Below are 16,164 nucleotides of genomic sequence, written 5' to 3'. Positions count from 1 at the left end.
TTGGCGAAGGGTATCGAAATCCGCGAGGCCCATTTTCCGGGCCGCGCTCCGATCGAGGCATATGGCAATGGCGGGTTCCGCTTTGCCGATATGTCCCATCGTGGCTCGATCCTGTGCCTGCCCTCGGGCATCTACGGCTGGGATGCGAGCGATGCGCATCCGTTCTCCGGGGAGCGGCTGGAGATGGTCTTCAAGGAGGCGGAGACCTACAAGTTCCTGCTCTTCGGAACCGGACCGCGCATCCAGTTTCTGCCGCCCGCCTTGAAGGAAAGGTTCAGGCGGCTGGGCCTCTCCTGCGATCCCATGTCGACGGGCGCAGCGGTGCGCACCTACAACGTGATGCTCGCCGAGAACCGACCGGTCGCGGCGGCTCTCGTCGCGGTGGATTGATCGGATCTCGATGAACGATACGTCCCGACGAGAAGACGAGATCGATGCTCCGGCAAGTCTCGCTCTCGTGCATGAACAGGATCGGGACCGCTCCCTTGCGATGCCGTTCGTGCCCACCGAAAAGAAAGGCGCATGGGCAGCGCTTCATGCATTCGATATCGAGACCGCCCGGATTCGCGATCTGGTCAGCCAGCCGCTTCCCGGCGAGATCCGCCTCCAGTGGTGGCGTGATCTGATCTCCGGCGGCGGATCGGGCGGATCGGGCCACCCGATCGCCGACGAGCTCTTGGCGACGATCGACAGACACGATCTTCCACGGGCTGCGTTCGAGAGATTCCTGGAAGCGCGCATCTTCGATCTCTACGACGACCCGTTCCCGTCGACCGGCGATCTCGAGGGATATGCCGGCGAGACGCAGTCGACGCTGATCATGCTCTCGGCCTCGATCCTTTCGCCCGAGGACGCGCGCGCGGTCAGCGATGCCGCGGGGCATGCGGGCGTGGCCGTGCTGGTCGCGTCGCTGCTTCGACGCCTACCCGTTCACCTGCGGCGGGGATGGTGTCCCGTCCCGCTCGACCTCCTGGTGGCGGCAGGATGCACGCAGGAAGATTTCCTTCGCGCCAATGCCGAGCCTTCCAGCCGTGCGGTTTCGGTTTTTTGCGCGTTCGGGCGCGAGCATGACGCCCGCTGGCGCGCTCACCTCGCGGACCTGCCGAAGCCCTTGCGTGCCGCCTTCTTGCCCGCCTCTCTCGCGAGCTCTTATATCGACGCGGCTGAGAAGCTCGGCCCCGGCTTGAGGAACGGGCCGGTGGAGATCGGTCCCGTCGGCAAGACCTGGCGCTACTGGCGCACCATGCGCAGCTGACACGCCGAGTGCGGCATCGACGCCTTCTCGCACGGGCATGGAATAAGTCGCAGGATGATCGGTCCGAACGTAGACGGAATTGAACCGCCCATGCGCCCGATGCGACGATTGAAGAGGGTACTGGGATCGCTCGTCATGCGGACCGGGACGGGGGTCTCTCGTTTTCCGATCGTCATTCTCCTCATCGCTCTCGCTTCGCTCGCCGCGAATCTGGAGATGGCCGACGGGCTCGATCTCGGTGATACGAGCTTCCTGCGGCTCGAGGCGGCACTCTTCGCCGGCGCCCTTGGCGCAATAGCGGGTGCGCTTGTCTTCGAGGTGCGAGGATATGGGCTCGTCATTCGCTACATCGTGCAGACGGCGGCCGCCGGTTTGTTCTCGCTCGCCGTCTGGTTCGGGCTCGAATGGGCCATCTATCCGCCGGCGCTGATCTTCGGTCTCGTTTTCGCCGTTCCGCTCGCGCCCTTCGTCGGACGCGGCGACGCCGATGTCTTCTGGACGTTCTCGCTCTCGATCATCGTCGGTATCCTGCTGGCCTTCACCGCCGTTCTGGTCTTCGTGCTCGGGCTCCTCGCGATCATCGAGATGGTCGCCTTCCTCTTCGATGTCGATGCGGGATCGGGGCTGCAGCGTCATATCCTGACGACGGGCTTTACCCTCATCGGCCCGCTCTTTGCCCTCGGACGGATACCGGCGCGGTTCGACGAGCGGATCCGCGTCGACGAGGGCCATCAGTTCGTGCGCAGCGTCGCGCTTCTGGCGGGGTGGGTATCGGCTCCCCTAATTCTCGTTTCAGGGATAGTCCTGCATCTCTACGGGCTGAAGATACTTGGGACAGGAGACGTGCCGAGGGGCGAAATCGGGTGGATCGTCTCCGTCTTCGTCGTGCTGACGCTGAGCCTGCGGGTGGTTTGCGAGCCGATCCGGACGCTCGGGGGAAAGGCGCTCGCGCTTTTCGATCGAATATGGCCGTACACACTCGTCCTGCCTCTGGCACTCCTCGCCTATGCGGCATGGCTGAGGATCGAATCGGAAGGTTTCACGATCGAGCGCTATTATCTGGCGCTGCTGGTGCTGACAGGAACGATCATCGCAGGCATGGCGATCGCCGTGCCGCGCCGTGCGGGCGCGCGCTTCATCGTCGGTGTCCCGGTTGGTCTGGCGATCCTTTCGAGCTTCGGGCCGCAGGGTGTCGTGGACACGGTGGGACGCAGTCAGTCCATCCGTCTGGAAGCGATCCTCCCGAGTGACGCAGGGGATGAAACAGACAATGCCGGGGAGCTCGATCCGGCGCAAAAGGCCGAGGCACGATCACGGATCTACGCGCTCGCGCAGGTCGATCAGCTGGATCGAGTTTCGCGATTCGCGGACGATCCTGCTTCGCCCGGGAGAAGCGCTTACGACCGGGCGAACGCGTTGATCGATCGGCTTTCCTTGAGAGCGGGGCCCGCACGGTCCGTGGATCGCACGGTCGTCTTCGAGCGCCAGGGAGATAGTCTCGACATCGCCGGATATGACCGTCTGGCGATGTCGTTGGTCTTCTCGACGTTCAGCGATACCAGCGCCGGGCTGGTCACGGGCCGCTTGCAGGGCACCGTCCTCGTTCTCCGCATCGGAACGCAGGAAGCGAGATTCGTGCTCGATCCCGAGGTGTTCGACGCGCTCGGCTCATATCCCGGCAAAGCGTCGGCCGCCCGGCCTTCGATCATCTTGCGCGCAAGCGGTCGAACCATCGGGATCGTCCCTTCGAAGGCGATCTTCGATGGAACCGGCAGGCTCATCGAACTGTCGGGCGATGTGCTCTTCCGCAATGCCGAATGGGGACAATAACCCGTCCGCAGGTCATTCGGCCGCTTCGCGAACGGCGTGGTCGTTACCGCCATCGAGCCAGGCGGCGAAATCGCGAAGCGCCCTGGCGGACAAGGCCTTCTTCTTCGCAATCGACTTGTCCTTGCCCCGGAAGCGCTTCACGCCTTCGGGCCTGACGATTGCCCCAGGCTCGAGCGGGGGAAAGAGCCCGAAATTGATGTTCATCGGCTGGAAGGAGCGCTTGCCGCCTTCTTCCTCATGGGCGAGATGGCCGCCGGTGATATGGCCGAGAAGCGCGCCTATGGCGGTCGTCGGCGGCGGTGGCGCGTGGGTCTCGCCAAGGCTCTCGGCCGCGGCGAGACGTCCGGCCAGAAGGCCGATCGCAGCCGATTCCACATAGCCCTCGCAGCCGGTGATCTGACCTGCGAAACGAAGCCTCGGCATGCTTTTCAGACGCAATTCGCCATCGAGAAGCCGCGGCGAATCGAGATATGTGTTGCGGTGCAGGCCGCCGAGCCGCGCGAACTCGGCATTCTCCAGTCCCGGAATCATCCGGAAGATCGCAGCCTGCTCGCCATATTTCAGCTTCGTCTGGAAACCGACCATGTTGTAGAGCGTGCCGAGGGCGTTGTCCTGACGCAGCTGGACCACGGCATAGGGTTTGACGGTCGGATTGTGGGCATCGGTGAGACCCATGGGCTTCATGGGACCGTGCCGCAGGGTCTCGGGTCCACGCTCCGCCATCACCTCGATCGGAAGGCAGCCGTCGAAATAGGGCGTTCCCTCCCAGTCCTTGAACTCCGCACGGTCACCTTCGACGAGCGCTGCGATGAAGCGCTCGTAGGTCTCCTGGTCGAGGGGGCAGTTGATGTAGTCCTTGCCGGTTCCGCCGGGCCCGACCTTGTCGTAGCGGGACTGAAACCACGCCTTGTCGAGGTCGATGGTATCGAAATGGACGATCGGCGCAATTGCGTCGAAGAAGGCGAGGGCATCTTCTCCGGTGGCGCGGCGTATGCCGTCGGCGAGGGCCGGCGCCGTCAGCGGTCCGGTCGCGATGATGGTCGGTCCCCATTCTTCCGGCGGCAGGCCCTCGACCTCGCTCCGTTCGATGGTGATGAGCGGATGATCGGAAAGGGCCTTCGTGACGGCTGCGGAAAAGCCCTCGCGGTCGACTGCGAGGGCCCCGCCGGCAGGAACCTGGTTCGCATCCGCGCACCGCATGACGAGAGAGCCGGCGAGGCGCATCTCGGCGTGTATGACGCCGACGGCGTTCGCTTCCGCATCGTCGGAGCGGAAGGAATTCGAGCAGACGAGTTCTGCAAGACCGTCCGTCTTGTGGGCTTCCGTCCCGCGATTGGGGCGCATTTCGTGAAGGACGACCGGGACGCCGCGGGTGGCGATCTGCCAGGCGGCCTCGGAACCTGCGAGGCCGCCGCCGACGATATGAATGGGCTTGTTTGTCATGGGCCGATTCTAGCAGCGCGGGTCCCGCGCCGAAAGGGTGCCCGGACGCAATCTGACGGCCGGATACCGGCGATGGCGTCGGGTTCAGCCTTGGCGAGCGAAATCCCTCTGCATGAAACCGATCAGGGAGGCGAGGCAGAGAAGCAGGGTCGAAGACCATTGTCCCGCAGAAACGCCGCCCGTCAGATCCGTGAGGACACCGACCCCGACAGGACCGAGGATCTGACCGATACCGAAGGCGACGGTCATCGCGCCGATCCCCGCTGTCCAGTGCTCGATCGGCAGATTGCGACGGACGAACGCGGTGGTCGAGGTGACGACCGCGAGGAAGGTCGCACCGAACAGTGCCGCCGAAACGAGGAGGACGATGGAGGTCTGCGAGAGCGCGACGAGGGAGGAGGCGAAGGCGAGGACGAGCGTCGCCATCGAGAAGGCCGTACCGTTTCGCGTTTTCTGCATGGCGCGTCCCCAGATCCAGGGCGACGTCATAGCGCCGATCCCGATCAGGACCCAGGTCGCGGACTGGAGGGCAATGCCGGCGCCGCCCTCCCGTACCCAGGCGATGACGAAGGTCATGTAGCCGATATAGCCGGCGCCATAGAGGGCATAGGCAAACAGCATGGTCGCCATAACGCCGAGGCGGGGGCGCGGTCTCGGTACCGCGGAACCCTGCTCGTCCTCATCCGGGCGACCGAGACGCAGGGTGAAGGCGAGAAGGATCGCGGCGAGCGCGAGAACGCCCCAGGCGATGGGCCACGCATCGTTGCCGCCCGCCGCAAGCGCCATGGGAACCGTGAGACCCGAGACCGCGATCCCGAAACCCGGCCCTGCGTAGAACAGTCCGAGCAGGATCGCGTTCGCCTCGTCGCGCGCCGCAATCCGCGCCGCGAGCACGCCGCCCGCGACGAAGGCGAGGCCAGCACCGATCCCTGCCAGGATGCGCGCGAGATTGAGGAGAAGCGGATCGCGGAGGAGAATGCAGAGCCCGAGGGAGGCGATGCATGCCCAGACGCCGATCCGCATCGCGTCGAACGGGCCGAAGGATCGGTTGGCCCGCCCGGCGAGGAGGGCGCCTGCGAGATAACCCAGCGCATTCGTGGTGTTGAGCCAACCGGCCGTCGAGAAGGACCAGCCGAGATCGGCCTGCATGGCGGGAAGGATCAGGGCGTAGGCGAACCGGGAGATGCCGAGCCCGATGGCGGCGGCGGACGCAAGGCCCATGACCTGGATCATGGGGCGGTAGCGATCGCTCGACGACGCGTTGACTGGGCTCTTCATCCTGCGCGTTCCTCCGCGGCACCGGCATCAACTACCAGCGAGGCTTTCCGGCGCGCAAGTCGCCTGGCCGGTCGCGAGGTGAGTGAAGGGCGGCAGAAACAACAATGCCCGCCGGGGGAGGACCGGCGGGCATCGTAAAGACGGAACCTACGTTTGGGAGGAGGAGTGTAGGCTCCTTATCCGCTGGAAGGCCGGGAGGAGGTGGCCCTGCAGCGAAACCGAATTGGAGACTTGCGTGGCGCCCACCGGGGGGAGGACCCGGCGGGCGTCGCAAGTGTGGAGCCTGCGTTTGGGAGGAGGAGTGCAGACCCCTTATCCGCTGGAAGGCCGGGAGGAGGTGGCCCTGCAGCGAAACCGAATTTGAGGCTTGCGTGGCGCCCACCGGGGGGAGGACCCGGCGGGCGTCGCAAGTGTGGAGCCTACGTTTGGGAGGAGGAGTGTAGGCCCCTTATCCGCTTCAGGACTGGGAGGAGGATGCCCCGAAGCGAAACTTTGATGTCTGGCGTCCGTCGGGGGGAGGACCCGACGGACGACTTTGAGGGGACCATCGATGGGAGGAGGATGATGGTCCTGGTTTCGCGGATAACCCTATGGGAGGAGATGGGTTGCCGCGAAATTTCGTGTATTTTCGTTAACCAACGGCCCGGCGAGCGATCGCCGGAATGTCGGCACGGGAGATCCCGAGATCGTTCAGTTCGCGCTGCGAGAGGCTATCGAGTTCACGATAGGTCTGCTGGTAGCGACGCCAGTTCCTGTACGACTTGATGATATCCATTGAAGCCTGCCTTATGCTGACCGGCTATCCGGTCTACTGCGTTGAAGCGGTTGGCTGATCCGCCGTTCGCTTCGTTGACCTGAAGCTAGTGAGCGCTGGCCGGGTTGGCCAGACGATGGGGCGCATAGGAGCCATGCAGTTTGTGCACTGCACAATAAAAATTGACGGCAGTTCGTCCGGGAAGTTGAGTTTTCCGGGGGTGCGGCCGTTGCTCGACGAGGTGGAGCGATCGAAAATGAAATGAGACGGGTCGGTGAGTTGCGGAAATGCCACGGTTTTCGGCCGCATCTCCGCTCGTCCTTTGCCGGCTCCGTCGCCATGACGAGGCGTTGGCCGCGGGCCGGCTTCGGAAACGATCGCGATCGACGGCCCTTTCGCCACCCATAGGCGGGTGATATAGAAGCGCGCGATTCACACTGGGTGTCGAGATCCGGTGTGTCCATTCGCGGGTGTGGCGGAACTGGCAGACGCACTTGGTTTAGGTCCAAGCGCCGAGAGGCATGGGGGTTCAAGTCCCTCCACCCGCACCAGTTCAAGGACGAACCGCTTCGTTGCCGAGGGCCCCGTGGCCCGAGGTTATCAGGACAACAAGAAGGTACAGAGAATGCAGGTTACGGAAACGAAGGCCGAGGGCCTCAAGCGGGAGATCGAGGTGGTGGTACCGGCCTCGGACCTCGAGGCGCGGCTTCAGACCCGTCTGCACGAGGCGAAGGACAAGGTACAGCTGAAGGGCTTCCGTCCCGGCAAGGTGCCCGTGTCCCACTTGCGCAAGATGTACGGCAAGTCCTTCATGGCCGAGATCGTCAACGAAATCCTCCGCGACACGCCGCGCAACGTCATCGCCGAACGCGGCGAGCGGTCCGCCATGCAGCCCGAGGTCGGCATGAGCGAGGACGAGGCCGAGGCCGAAAAGGTTCTGGCCGGCAAGTCCGACTTCAAGTTCACGCTGTCCTACGAGAAGCTCCCGAGCTTCGAGCTCCAGCCGACCGGCGGCATCAAGATCGAGCGTCCGATCGTCGAGGTTCCGGACGAAGAGGTCGAGGAGCAGGTCAAGCGGGTAGCCGAGAACGCGCGTGAGTACGCGCCGAAGGACGCCGCAGCAGAAACGGGTGACCGCGTGACCCTCGATTTTGTCGGCAAGATCGACGGCGAGGCGTTCCAGGGCGGTTCGGCCAACGACTCCAATCTCGTGATCGGCTCCGGCCAGTTCATCCCCGGTTTCGAGGATCAGCTGATCGGCGTCTCGGCGGGTGACGAGAAGCAGGTCGTCGTCACCTTCCCCGAGGATTACGGCGCACCGGATCTCGCGGGCAAGGAAGCCACCTTCGACGTGACCGTGAAATCGGTGGCCTCTCCGGCCGAGATCGAGATCGACGACGAACTGGCCAAGAAGCTCGGCCTGGAATCGGCGGAGCGCCTGCGCACGGTCGTTCGCGAACAGATCGAAAGCCAGTACGGCCAGGCGACCCGCCAGAAGGTGAAGCGCCAGATCCTCGACGCCCTCGACGAGACCTATTCCTTCGAGCTTCCGACGAAGCTCGTCGAGGCCGAGTTCAACAACATCTGGAACCAGGTCCAGGCCGAGTTGCAGCGGTCGGGCAAGAGCTTCGAGGACGAGGACACCACCGAAGAGAAGGCGCGCGAGGAGTATCAGAAGCTCGCCGAGCGCCGGGTCCGTCTCGGACTGGTCCTGTCCGAGATCGGTGAGAAGGAAGGCGTCCAGGTCACCGAGGAGGAGTTGCAGCGCGCGATGTTCGACCAGCTGCGGCGCTATCCAGGACAGGAGCAGCAGGTCTACGAGTTCTACCAGAAGAACCCGGATGCCCTCGCGAGCCTTCGCGCGCCGATCTACGAGGAGAAGGTGATCGACAAGCTCCTCGGCGAAGCGGACGTGACCGACAAGGTCGTCACCAAGGAAGAGCTCCTGGCCGAGGACGAAGAGGACGAGGCACTCACCGCCGCGTGACGCTTCGCCACCGAACGGTGAACGAGACAAAAAGGTCGGCTGGTAGCCGGCCTTTTTCTTTGCATCGGCCCCGAACGTCACGTTCTTGCCAAAGGCGTCGGCCAGTCGGGGCGGACATTTCCGAACAGCTTTCTACATGAGCGTTTTGCCGCCTACGGGTTCGGCTCGGGACACGACAGACAGAACACGACAGGAATGTGCATGCATCGCTTTTCGAAGGCGATCTTGATGATCGCGGCGGTCCTCTTTCTTTTCGGCATCGCGCCCGTGAACGCGCAGACATCGCCGGCGACGAGCGCCAGCGCAGCGTCCACCTCCGAAAGCGACAGCAAGGCCCAGGCGAGCCTGGACGAGCTCATCTCCATTCTCGAGAACAACGAGACACGCGCCCGGCTGATCGAAACGCTGAAGGCGGCCGCCTATCAGCCGCAGGCGAACGGCTCGGAATCGGAGGCCGAGCAGACGCTCGGCGGGATCGCGCTGGATGCCCGTGAGGTCGAGCAGACGCTCCCGGCGCAGATCGCCAACGTCGTTCGCGGCTTCATCGGCAATGTAAGCGAGACCGGCACCGAGGTCCTGACGAGCCTGCGGTCCTCAGGGAGCATCCTTTCGGGTGCGACCTCCCTCGATCTGCCGGCGATCTTCGAGGCGATCCTCCCAGTGGGGCTCGTCGCGATCGTCGTCTTCGCGATCCTTCTGCTCGGCCGCTTGGTCAAGGCGCCGATCTTCCGCAAACTCGCGCAGACGAGCATTAATGCGAGCCCGCTGAGCAAGCTCATGCTGCTCATCGTGTCGGGGCTCATCGATGCGGTCTCGATCCTTCTCGCCTGGGCCGGCGGCATCGTGGCCGCGTCGATCTTCTCGAACGGACAACCGGGCTTCAACCAGCAGCTCTTCCTCAACGCCTTCCTCGTGATCGAGATGGTGAAGGTCGCGCTCGCCTCCTTCGTGTCTCCCAACTATCCCGCGCTGCGCCTCACCCCGTTCTCCAACCGGCAGGCGAGCTACTGGTATTTCTGGCTGTCGCGCTTCATCTCGATCCTCGGCTACACCTTCCTCTTCGTGGCCCCGGTCATCCGGACGGCGTCGAGTGTGCAGGCGGCCGATGCGACGCGCTTCGTCGTCGTCATCTTCTCCGTCCTTCTCGCGATCGGCCTCATCCTGAAGAACCGCGGCACCGTCCGCGAACGGTTGAAGCGCGCCAAGAAGCAGGGCGACACCAGTGTTTCCGCCCAGATCAACGCCTTCCTCGGGCAGATCTGGTGGATCGTCGCCATCGGCTTCGTGCTGGCAGCCTTCATCGTGTGGCTTCGCAGTCCCGATCAGGGGATGAGCTTCCTCGCGGCCGGTACGCTGAAGACGATCGCGGCGATGGCGATCGGCGGCCTCATCGTGTCGATCCTCAGCCGCTGGATCGCGAGAGGCATCCCGATCCCGCAATCGACGAAGGAAAAGCTGCCGCTGCTCGAAAAGCGCATCAACAGCTTCATTCCGAACGTTTTGACCGTGATCCGAATCTTCGTCGTGATCGCCGTTCTCGCCTATGTCCTGGAGGCCTGGTCGATCGCCAGCTACTCGACCTGGCTGTCGAGTTCGGTCGGCCAAAGCTTCGTCGGCGGCTTGATCGGAGCCGGCATCATCCTGTTCGTCGGCGTTGCGATCTACATCGCGGTCTCGTCCTGGATCGAATATCGCCTCAATCCGAATTACGGGACCATCCCGACCGCACGCGAGCGGACGCTGCTGTCCCTGTTCCGCAACGCCTTCACGATCGCCATGGTCGTGATCGTCTCGATGCTGGTTCTCAGCCAGCTCGGCATCGATATCGCGCCGCTACTCGCCGGTGCCGGTGTGGTCGGTCTAGCCATCGGTTTCGGCGCACAGAAATTCGTGCAGGACATCATCACCGGTGCGTTCATCCAGATCCAGAACGCCATGAACGAAGGCGACATCGTCGAGGTGAACGGCGTCAGCGGAACGGTGGAACAGTTGACGGTCCGTTCCGTCGGCATCCGCACGGTCGACGGCACCTGGTGCCTCATCCCGTTCTCTTCGGTCGATCAGGTCTCGAACTTCTCGAAGGACTTCGCCTACTACGTCGCCGATATCGGTGTCGCGTATCGCGAGAACCTCGAAGACGTCGAACAGATGATGGTCGACGCCTTCGCTGAACTGAAGACGACCTCCGTCGCCGAGAACCTCATCGGCGAGATGGATATGTGGGGCGTTCAGGAGCTCGGCGACTCGGCCGTCGTCATGCGGGGCCGCGTGATGACGAAGCCGGGCACCCAGTGGGGCATCGGTCGTGCCTATCGCGGCATCATCAAGCGGATGGCCGACGAGCGCGGCATCGAGATCCCGTTCCCGCACATGACGGTCTGGTTCGGCGAGGATCGCAAGGGCAATGCCCCGCCGATCCGCATGGCGGGCGAGATCGAGGCTCCGGGAGAGGCTCCGCGAATCGAAGCCGAGCCCTCGCCGGGCGAGCGTTCCGCCGAGGCCGGTGAGCCGGGCTCCGAACGCCACTCGGACTACGGAACGACCGATGCGAACGGAAAGCACATTCCGCCTGGCGAAAGCGACATCGACGCCTCGGGCGACGGACGAGGCTGATCCTCGATCGCCCCGTCGACGTCGCACCACCGCCGATCGTCTCGCGATCGGCGGGCCCGCCTTGCATCGCGCCCGGCCTCGGTCCTATTTACGACAGGACAGAGACCACCACACGATTCGCATCGGCTCGCGACGAACCGATGCGCCAAGCCATCAGCGAGATCGTTACCCAATGACCCATCCCGTCGAAACCGCCATGAACCTCGTGCCCATGGTGGTGGAGCAGACCAATCGCGGCGAGCGCGCCTACGACATCTTCTCGCGCCTCCTCAAGGAACGGGTGATCTTCATCACCGGCCCGATCGAGGACTCGATGGCGACCCTGGTCTGCGCACAGCTTCTCTTCCTCGAGGCCGAAAACCCGAAGAAGGAGATCGCGCTCTACATCAACTCGCCGGGCGGCGTGGTGACGAGCGGCATGGCGATCTACGACACGATGCAGTTCATCCGTCCGGCCGTCTCCACCCTCTGCATCGGCCAGGCGGCCTCCATGGGCTCGCTCCTGCTCTGCGCTGGCGAGAAGGGCATGCGGTTCGCGACGCCGAACGCACGAATCATGGTCCATCAGCCGAGCGGCGGCTTCTCGGGCCAGGCCTCCGACATCGAGCGTCACGCCCAGGACATCATCAAGCTCAAGCGTCGTCTCAACGAGACCTATGTGAAGCACACCGGGCAGGACTACGAGACGATCGAACGCACGCTCGACCGCGATCACTTCCTGACCGCCGACGAGTCGAAGGAGTTCGGGCTGATCGACAAGGTCTACTCGTCGCGAGCCGATCTGGAGGGTGTCACGCCGCCGGCCACCTGAGCGGACCTTCGGCCGAAACCGGAAAGGCGGCGCTTGCGTGTCGACGTTAAGCGCCGCTCAAGACGATTGAGAGATGATCGATTCCGGAAATCGGAATCGAAGACGAAACGTCGCAAAACTGCCACCGACTTTGCTAAGCTGCGCGTCAGTCATTAAGTTGGAGCGGATCAGAGACGGGCTTTTCGCGCAAGCCCGAACCGAAAGGAAAGACGCATGAGCAAAACGAGCGGCGGCGACTCCAAGAACACGCTCTATTGCTCTTTCTGCGGAAAGAGCCAGCACGAAGTCCGTAAGCTGATCGCCGGGCCGACGGTCTTCATCTGCGACGAGTGTGTCGAACTGTGCATGGACATCATCCGCGAGGAAAACAAATCCTCGATGGTGAAATCCCGGGACGGCGTGCCGTCTCCGCAGGAGATCATCGGTGTCCTCGACGATTACGTGATCGGTCAGTTCCACGCCAAGAAGGTCCTCTCGGTCGCGGTCCATAACCATTACAAGCGCCTCGCGCACGCGTCGAAGAACAACGATGTCGAGCTGGCGAAGTCGAACATCCTGCTGATCGGCCCGACGGGCTGCGGCAAGACGCTGCTCGCGCAGACGCTCGCGCGGATCATCGACGTTCCGTTCACCATGGCGGACGCGACGACGCTGACCGAGGCGGGCTATGTCGGCGAGGATGTCGAGAACATCATCCTGAAGCTGCTCCAGTCGGCCGACTATAATGTCGAGCGCGCGCAGCGCGGCATCGTCTATATCGACGAGATCGATAAGATCAGCCGTAAATCCGACAACCCGTCCATCACGCGCGACGTGTCGGGCGAGGGCGTGCAGCAGGCTCTGCTCAAGATCATGGAAGGCACCGTCGCCTCCGTGCCGCCGCAGGGCGGGCGCAAGCATCCGCAGCAGGAATTCCTGCAAGTGGATACCTCGAACATCCTGTTCATCTGCGGCGGTGCGTTCGCGGGTCTCGATCGCATCATCTCCGACCGCGGTCGCAAGACGTCGATCGGGTTCGCGGCGAATGTCGAGGCGCCCGACGATCGTCGTTCGGGTGAACTCTTCCGCCAGGTCGAGCCCGAGGATCTCCTGAAGTTCGGTCTCATTCCGGAGTTCGTCGGTCGTCTGCCGGTGCTTGCGACGCTCGAGGACCTCGATGAAACGGCGCTGGTCCAGATCCTGCGCGAGCCCAAGAACGCGCTGGTCAAGCAGTATCAGCGGCTCTTCGACATGGAGAGCGTGCAGCTGACCTTCCAGGACGAAGCCCTGCGCGCGATCGCTCGCAAGGCGATCGAACGCAAGACCGGTGCACGCGGTCTGCGTTCGATCATGGAGGCCACGCTGCTCGACACGATGTTCGATCTGCCGACACTCGAGGGTGTGCAGGAGGTGGTGGTGTCCGACGATGTGATCGCCGGAAATGCCCGCCCCCTCTACATCTACTCGGAACGCAAGGACGAGAAGGAGAATGTCAGCGCCTGACCGCAGACATTCTGAACGAGTTCGGCGAGCCCGTCGCATGGTCCCCATGCGGCGGGTTTTGCTTTTCGCCGAGCTGGATGAGTCGAGCGAACCGTGCGATTTCAGAAGGCTGGAAAGCTTCGCGAACGACAGTTCTGTAACGCTCAGAGCGCTTGCAAACCCGGTGTTCGGGCCCCACATTCGCCGGTGACGATGGCATTCGGCGGGACCGCTTGAACGAGGGTCATGCCGAAGGGCCGATCAGACGGCAGACGCCGTAGAAAGGAAATTCCATGTCCAATTTGCCGGAAAGCCGGGACGGGACCGAACGCAACCTTTATCCGGTGCTTCCGCTCCGCGACATCGTCGTTTTCCCGCACATGATCGTTCCGCTCTTCGTCGGGCGCGAGAAATCGATCAAGGCGCTCGAAGAGGTCATGGGCGCGGACAAGCAGATCCTCTTGGCCACGCAGATGAATGCCGGCGACGAGGATCCCTCGGCCGACGCGATCTACGATATCGGAACGCTGGCCAACGTCCTGCAGCTGCTCAAGCTGCCCGACGGCACGGTCAAGGTGCTCGTCGAGGGCATGTCCCGTGCGAGGATCGAGCGCTTCTCTGATCGGCAGGAGTGGTATGAGGCCGAGGCCTCCGTCGTCGTCGACGACGAGGACGACGATGTCGAACTCGAGGCCCTGGCGCGCTCGGTCGTGTCGGAGTTCGAGAACTACGTGAAGCTGAACAAGAAGATCTCTCCCGAGGTCGTCGGTGCGGCCACGCAGATCGAGGACTATTCGAAGCTCGCCGACACGATCGCCTCCCATCTCGCGATCAAGCTTCCCGAGAAGCAGGACATGCTGTCGTTGACCTCGGTCAAGGCGCGGCTGGAAAAGGCGCTCGGCTTCATGGAGTCGGAGATCTCCGTTCTTCAGGTGGAGAAGCGGATCCGTTCGCGCGTGAAGCGTCAGATGGAGAAGACCCAGCGGGAATACTATCTGAACGAGCAGATGAAGGCGATCCAGAAGGAGCTCGGCGACGGCGAGGACGGCCGCGACGAGATGGCCGAACTGGAGGAGCGCATCAAGAAGACGAAGCTCTCCAAGGAAGCGTCGGACAAGGCCAATGCCGAGCTCAAGAAGCTCAAGCAGATGTCGCCGATGTCCGCCGAATCGACGGTGGTGCGCAACTATCTCGATTGGCTGCTCGGATTGCCCTGGGGCTCCAAGTCGCGCGTGAAGATCGATCTCAACAAGGCCGAGGCGATCCTCGACGGCGATCATTACGGCCTCGACAAGGTCAAGGAGCGCATCGTCGAATATCTCGCGGTCCAGAGCCGGCAGAACAAGCTGAAGGGTCCGATCCTCTGCCTCGTCGGCCCTCCGGGCGTCGGCAAGACCTCGCTCGCCAAGTCGATCGCCAAGGCGACCGGCCGCGAATATGTGCGGATGGCTCTCGGCGGTGTGCGCGACGAATCTGAGATCCGCGGTCATCGGCGGACCTATATCGGCTCGATGCCGGGCAAGATCATCCAGTCGATGAAGAAGGCAAAGAAGTCCAACCCGCTGTTCCTTCTCGACGAGATCGACAAGATGGGCCAGGACTTCCGCGGCGATCCGTCGTCGGCGCTGCTCGAGGTGCTGGATCCGGAGCAGAACTCCACGTTCATGGACCACTATCTGGAGGTCGAATACGACCTCTCGCCGGTGATGTTCGTGACGACGGCGAACACGCTGAACATCCCGGGCCCGCTCATGGACCGGATGGAGGTCATCCGGATCGCCGGCTACACCGAGGACGAGAAGGTCGAGATCGCCAAGCGGCATCTGCTGCAGAAGGCGATCCGCGATCATGCGCTGAAGGCGGAGGAGTTCTCGGTGGACGACAGCGCGCTCTACGAGATCGCTCGCCGCTACACCCGGGAAGCCGGTGTCCGTAACTTCGAACGTGAGCTGATGACGCTCGCCCGCAAGGCGGTCACCTCGATCCTCAAGGGTGAGACCTCGAAGGTCCATGTCACGAAGGAGAACATCTCCGACTATCTCGGCGTCGCCCGCTATCGCTACGGCGAGGCCGAACTCGAGGATCAGGTGGGCGTCGTCACCGGGCTTGCCTGGACGGAAGTCGGCGGCGAGCTCCTGACGATCGAAGGCATCATGATGCCCGGCAAGGGCAAGATGACGGTCACGGGCAACCTGAAGGACGTGATGAAGGAGTCGATCTCGGCTGCCGCGTCCTATGTGCGCTCACGTGCCCTCGATTACGGGGTGAAGCCGCCGCTCTTCGAGAAGCGGGACATTCACGTCCACGTGCCCGAAGGTGCGACGCCCAAGGACGGTCCGTCGGCGGGAACCGCGATGGCCACCGCGATCGTCTCCGTGCTGACCGGTATCCCGGTTCGGCGCGATATCGCGATGACCGGCGAGATCACCCTTCGGGGGCGCGTGCTCCCGATCGGCGGTCTCAAAGAGAAGCTGCTCGCGGCTCTCCGCGGGGGTATCAAGAAGGTTCTCATACCGGAGGAAAACGCCAAGGATCTGGCGGATATTCCGGACAACGTGAAGAACAATCTGGAAATCGTCCCCGTCTCGCGCATGGGCGAGGTTCTCTCCCACGCCCTCGTTCGCCAGCCGGAAGCCGTCGAGTGGTCCGAGGAAGACGAGCCGCTTCAGAACCGTCCGCCGCTCGAAGAGGATGGCGCAACGGCTGTTGCACACTAAGCGCACCGTAGCAGT

The 16,164-nt window shown here is 63.4% G+C and carries 11 protein-coding genes and 1 tRNA gene; 9 read left to right on the top strand and 3 right to left on the bottom strand.

Features of this window, described 5'->3' with window-relative positions:
* The 3 genes from DYI37_RS02625 (at window position 1) to DYI37_RS02615 (ending at window position 3,085) form a co-directional block, all read left to right on the top strand.
* On the top strand, window positions 1-390 hold the full coding sequence (locus tag DYI37_RS02625; RefSeq protein WP_116681612.1) for an Mth938-like domain-containing protein: 390 nt from the start codon (window positions 1-3) through the stop codon (window positions 388-390).
* Between the two features lie 10 nt (window positions 391-400).
* Window positions 401-1,255, top strand: coding sequence for a phytoene/squalene synthase family protein (locus DYI37_RS02620; RefSeq protein WP_116681611.1), 855 nt, complete (start codon window positions 401-403; stop codon window positions 1,253-1,255).
* A gap of 108 nt (window positions 1,256-1,363) precedes the next feature.
* The gene (locus tag DYI37_RS02615; protein ID WP_158555063.1) at window positions 1,364-3,085 is read left to right on the top strand and encodes a DUF4153 domain-containing protein; all 1,722 of its coding nucleotides are present in this window, start codon (window positions 1,364-1,366) and stop codon (window positions 3,083-3,085) included.
* Window positions 3,086-3,097: 12 nt separating this feature from the next.
* Here DYI37_RS02615 and trmFO read toward each other — a convergent pair whose 3' ends face one another.
* The 3 genes from trmFO to DYI37_RS02600 form a co-directional block, all read right to left on the bottom strand.
* Window positions 3,098-4,528 (bottom strand): methylenetetrahydrofolate--tRNA-(uracil(54)-C(5))-methyltransferase (FADH(2)-oxidizing) TrmFO, encoded by a 1,431-nt coding sequence (gene trmFO / locus DYI37_RS02610; protein ID WP_116681609.1) that lies wholly within the window; start codon window positions 4,526-4,528, stop codon window positions 3,098-3,100.
* Window positions 4,529-4,612: 84 nt separating this feature from the next.
* Window positions 4,613-5,806, bottom strand: a complete 1,194-nt coding sequence (locus DYI37_RS02605; protein ID WP_199520061.1) for a YbfB/YjiJ family MFS transporter — start codon at window positions 5,804-5,806, stop codon at window positions 4,613-4,615.
* A 631-nt stretch (window positions 5,807-6,437) separates the two neighbouring features.
* The gene (locus DYI37_RS02600; protein ID WP_116681608.1) at window positions 6,438-6,581 is read right to left on the bottom strand and encodes a DUF1127 domain-containing protein; all 144 of its coding nucleotides are present in this window, start codon (window positions 6,579-6,581) and stop codon (window positions 6,438-6,440) included.
* A 445-nt stretch (window positions 6,582-7,026) separates the two neighbouring features.
* Between DYI37_RS02600 and DYI37_RS02595 the strand changes: the two genes are divergently transcribed.
* From DYI37_RS02595 to lon, 6 genes are all read left to right on the top strand, one after another.
* Window positions 7,027-7,111: transfer RNA gene (locus DYI37_RS02595), tRNA-Leu, on the top strand.
* 74 nt (window positions 7,112-7,185) lie between these two features.
* On the top strand, window positions 7,186-8,547 hold the full coding sequence (gene tig / locus DYI37_RS02590; protein ID WP_116681607.1) for a trigger factor: 1,362 nt from the start codon (window positions 7,186-7,188) through the stop codon (window positions 8,545-8,547).
* A gap of 201 nt (window positions 8,548-8,748) precedes the next feature.
* A complete protein-coding gene (locus DYI37_RS02585; protein WP_245413744.1) occupies window positions 8,749-11,160 on the top strand; it encodes a mechanosensitive ion channel domain-containing protein in 2,412 nt (803 codons plus the stop codon).
* 172 nt (window positions 11,161-11,332) lie between these two features.
* Complete coding sequence (locus DYI37_RS02580) at window positions 11,333-11,971, top strand: ATP-dependent Clp protease proteolytic subunit (protein ID WP_116681606.1); 639 nt, start codon at window positions 11,333-11,335, stop codon at window positions 11,969-11,971.
* A 213-nt stretch (window positions 11,972-12,184) separates the two neighbouring features.
* Window positions 12,185-13,453, top strand: coding sequence for an ATP-dependent Clp protease ATP-binding subunit ClpX (gene clpX, locus DYI37_RS02575; RefSeq protein ID WP_116681605.1), 1,269 nt, complete (start codon window positions 12,185-12,187; stop codon window positions 13,451-13,453).
* Between the two features lie 272 nt (window positions 13,454-13,725).
* Window positions 13,726-16,149, top strand: a complete 2,424-nt coding sequence (gene lon, locus DYI37_RS02570) for an endopeptidase La (RefSeq protein ID WP_116681604.1) — start codon at window positions 13,726-13,728, stop codon at window positions 16,147-16,149.
* Window positions 16,150-16,164: the final 15 nt, after the last annotated feature.

Origin of the sequence: Fulvimarina endophytica (assembly GCF_003403015.1) — a bacterium.
Lineage (GTDB): Bacteria > Pseudomonadota > Alphaproteobacteria > Rhizobiales > Rhizobiaceae > Fulvimarina > Fulvimarina endophytica.
The sequence above is the reverse complement of the archived record's forward strand: the minus strand, read 5'-3'. Positions and strand labels throughout refer to the sequence as shown.